The following is a 3968-nucleotide window of genomic DNA, read 5'->3' as shown; positions in this document are numbered from 1 at the left end:
AAGGCGGGGGTGGGGTGTCAGAGGTCCAGGAGCAGGGTGCGGGGGCCCACGTTGACGCTCTCCACCAGCATGTGGGCGCGGAAGCGGCCGGTCTCCACCTTGGCGCCGCGAGCCCGGAGCGCCTCGACCACTGCCGTCACCAGGGGTTCGGCGACCTCTGCGGGGGCGGCCGCGGTCCAGCTCGGTCGTCTGCCCTTTCTTGCGTCGCCGTAGAGGGTGAACTGGCTGACCACCAGGATCGGCGCGCCGGTGTCGGCGGCGCTGCGCTCCGCGTCCAGGATGCGCAGCTCGTGGATCTTGCGGGCCATCGTGGCGGCGAGGTGCGGGGTGTCGGCGTGGGTTACCCCGAGCAGCACCAGCAGACCGTCGGCGATCTCGCCGACCACCTCGCCGTCGACGGTCACGCTGGCCCGGCTCACCGTCTGGACGACCGCCCGCATCAGTCGGTCACCGGCTCGATGATGCTCCGCTCCACCAGGTGCGCCACGATCGGGCCGGCCGCCTCGGCCAGCTCCCCGGGGGTGACGTCGTGCGCGGCGGCGAGCAGGGCGAGCTGGTCGCGCAGCGGCAGCCTTCCGTCCGCGCCGCCGACCAGGGCGAGGACCAGCGGGTCGATCTCCTCCGACCAGCGCAGCCCGCGCGGCATGGCCAGCACCTGCCGGTCCACCGCCCAGCCCTCGTCGCCCATGGTGGCCTCCTGCCGGAGCTGGAGCCCCTCGGCGGCCCGGTAGCGCGCGGCGAGCAGCGCGTCGGTGTCGCGTACCCGGAGCCAGTCCTGGCGGTCGAACCAGGCGGCGATGTGGTCGCCCATCGGCGGCTCCACCCGCTGGCGCAGGTCCTCCACCCGGACGATTGGCTCGTCGTGGCCGGCGCGGCGCAGCGAGACGATGCCGAAACCGATCGCCTCCACCTTGTGCGCGTCGAACCAGTCCAGCCAGGCCGCCATCCGCTGCGGGTCGGCCGCCTCGCCGACGTCGGTCAGCCACAGGTTGACGTACGCCATCGGGTCCGCCACCTCGCGCTGGATCACCCAGGCGTCCAGCCCGGTGCCGGCGAACCAGCCGGCCACCCGCTCGTCCCACTCCTCGCCGGTGACGTGCACCCAGTTGGCCAGGTACTGCATGGTGCCGCCGTCGGTGAGCAGGTGCGGCGCCGCGGCGGCCAGTTCGGCCCCGATCGCGTCGCCGACCCGGCCCGAGTCCCGGTAGACGTGGGTGGTGGTGCCCGGGCCGACCACGAACGGCGGATTGCTCACCACCAGGTCGAAGCGGCGGCCGGCGACCGGAGCGACCAGATCGCCGCGGAGCAGTTCCCAGTCCTGGCCGTTCAGCGCGGCGGTGGTGGCAGCGAAGCGCAGCGCCCGCTCGGAGACGTCGGTCGCGGTGACCCGCCGGGCGTGGGTGGCCAGGTGCAGGGCCTGCACGCCGGAGCCGGTGCCCAGGTCCAGCGCGGTCTCCACCGGACGGCGCACGGTCGCGCCGATCAGCGTCTGGGTGGCGCCGCCGATGCCCAGCACGTGCTCGGCGTGCAGCGGCTTTCCGGGCCGGGCGCTGGCCGGCACGTCGGCGAGCACCCACCACTCGTCCCCGTACGGCTCCAGGTCGACGCCGGCGCGCAGGCCGTCGCCGTACCGCTCGACCAGCCCGCCGGCGAGCGCCTCGGAGACGGTCAGCGGCGCGAGCGCGGCGGCCACCGCCGCGTCCGGCTCGGTCTGGTCGCAGATGAACACCCGGATCAGGGTGGCGAGCGGGTCACGGTCCTCGGTGGCGCGCAGCGCGGCCCGGAAGTCGTTGCGGGCCACCCCGCCGGTGGCCTGCGCGCCGAGCCGACCGGCGATGCCGTTCGAGGTGAAGTGCGCCCGGGTCAGCGCGGTTCGCAGCGCCTCGACGCCGGCGGGGGAGAGCAGCATGTCGTGTTCCACGTCGCCATCCTGCCTCGCGGCCGGCGCGGATCGGCCGGCACCCGGGACATCCCGCCCGGACGCACCCGGTAGCCAGTCAGACGATGTCGGCTGCTCTTCGTCGTCAACTGACGGCGCGCCCGCGGCCGTCCCGGCGGACCCCACGCCTGTTCGGGCCGGTTGCCGTCCCGACTCGGGGAGTCGGCGCGGCCCGCGCCGCGCGGAGGCGGCAGGATGGGGGCATGACGCTCTCGCTGCCCATCGACCCGGACGCAACCGGCTGCTGGAGCGCAGCCCGTTGGCGCTGCTCCTCGGCATGGTGCTCGACCAGCAGGTGCCGATGGAGAAGGCGTTCTCGTCGCCGTACGTGCTGACCCAGCGGCTCGGACACGAGCCGGACGCCCGCGAACTGGCCGGGTACGCCCCGGAGGCCCTGGTCGAGCTCTTCGCCCAGCCACCGGCCCTGCACCGGTTCCCGAAGGCGATGGCGGCCCGGGTGCAGGAGGTCTGCCGGATCCTCGTCGACCGGTACGACGGCGACCCGGCCCGGCTCTGGGCGGACGTCACCGACGGCCGGGAGCTGCTGCGTCGGGTCACTGAGCTGCCCGGCTTCGGCAAGCAGAAGGCGCAGATCTTCGTGGCCCTGCTCGGCAAGCGGTACGGGGTGACCCCGCAGGGCTGGCGGGAGGCCGCGGGCGGGTACGGCGACGCGGACGCGTACCGGTCGGTGGCCGACGTCACCGACCCGGAGTCGCTGCGCCGGGTCCGCGAGTTCAAGCAGGCGGCCAAGGCCGAGGCGAAGTCGAAGGCCGGGAAAGCCTGACGCAACTGCCGCCCGCCCCCGTCGTTGAGATGCTCAGGCGACGACGGCGGGCGGGGGATGGCGGAGAAGCGGGGGGAGCAGCTCCTCCGTGGCGAGCAGACCTCGCCACGGGCGACGTTCCTGGAGCTCTTCTTCGACGTCGCCTTCGTCTTCGCGCTCACCCGGGTGTCGAACCGGCTGGTCAACGACCTGACCGTGGAGCGGACGATCTTCCTGCCCGAGGCGGGACAGACGCTGTTGCTCCTGCTCGCGCTCTGGATGGTCTGGTCGCAGACCACGTGGACGACGAGCCGGTACAACCCGGAGCAGCCGACCCTTCAACTGGTCGTGGCGGGCTCGATGTTCGCCAGCATGGTGATGGCCGTGTCGCTGCCGGAGGCGTTCGACACCCGGGGCCTCTCCTTCGCGCTCGGCTACGTCGCCGTCCAGGTCGGCCGTCCGCTCTTCCTCACCGTGGTGATGCGGCACCACCGGGCACATCGCCGGCCGGGTCCTCGTCTGGGCGGTGGCGTCGGCGGTGCCGTGGATCGTCGGAGCGGTCGTGCACGACGACGCCCGCGGGGTGCTCTGGACGGCCGCGCTGATCATCGACTACGTCGCCGCCCGGCTGGGCTGGCCGCTGCCCGGACGGGGCCGATCGCCCGCCTCCTCCTGGACGGTCACCGGAGAGCACCTGGCCGAGCGCTACCAGCAGTTCATCATCATCGCGCTCGGCGAGATGATCATCATCAGTGGCTTCGGCTTCAGCATGAGCGAGTTCGCGGGTGCCCAGTGGGTGGCCTTCGCCATCACGTTCTCGAGCACCGTGCTGCTCTGGCGGATCTACTTCTACCGCGCCGGCACGGTGCTGGTGGAGGCGGTGGCCGGGTCGGCGCGACCCGGCCGGCTCGCCGAGTCGGCGACCTATACCCACCTGGTCATGGTGGCCGGCATCGTGGCCGCCGCGGTCGGCTACGAGATCGTCATCGCCCATCCCGGCGGGCACACCGACCCGGCCTGGCTCACCGTGATCGTCGGCGTCCGGCGCTCTTCGTGCTGGGCCGGACGCGTTTCGAGTACGAGGTGTTCGGCCGGGTGTCCCGGTCCCGGCTGGTCGGCCTCGTCGTCCTGGTGGCGATGCTGCCCCTGGTCGTCCGGCTGCCTCCGCTGGCGGTCGGCGCGGCGACCACGGGGGTGCTGGCTCTTCGTGGCGGGCGCGTTCCTCGCCTCGGCGAGCTGGCAACTGCTCGTCGCCGGCGGCGGCAC

Annotated in this window: 2 protein-coding genes and 2 pseudogenes; 2 read left to right on the top strand and 2 right to left on the bottom strand. The window is 73.5% G+C overall.

Going from position 1 to position 3968, the window contains the following annotated elements:
• Nucleotides 1–17: 17 nt before the first annotated feature.
• Nucleotides 18–440 carry a D-aminoacyl-tRNA deacylase gene (dtd, locus tag JNW87_RS35825; protein WP_109801990.1) on the bottom strand — a complete coding sequence of 141 codons (423 nt, stop codon included), beginning with the start codon at nt 438–440 and terminating at the stop codon, nt 18–20.
• Complete coding sequence (locus tag JNW87_RS35820; protein ID WP_238455224.1) at nt 440–1909, bottom strand: methyltransferase; 1470 nt, start codon at nt 1907–1909, stop codon at nt 440–442. Before JNW87_RS35820 ends, dtd begins: the two co-directional genes overlap by 1 nt.
• 233 nt (nt 1910–2142) lie before the next feature.
• Between JNW87_RS35820 and JNW87_RS35815 the strand changes: the two are divergent.
• Nucleotides 2143–2723, top strand: a pseudogene (locus JNW87_RS35815) (HhH-GPD-type base excision DNA repair protein).
• Nucleotides 2724–2780: 57 nt separating this feature from the next.
• Nucleotides 2781–3968: pseudogene (locus JNW87_RS35810) on the top strand (low temperature requirement protein A); the annotation flags it as partial.

The organism is Micromonospora sp. ATA51 (assembly GCF_016802855.1).
Classification (GTDB): Bacteria; Actinomycetota; Actinomycetes; order Mycobacteriales; family Micromonosporaceae; genus Micromonospora; species Micromonospora sicca.
Note: the sequence above shows the minus strand (reverse complement) of the source record. Positions and strands in the feature narration are given on the sequence as shown.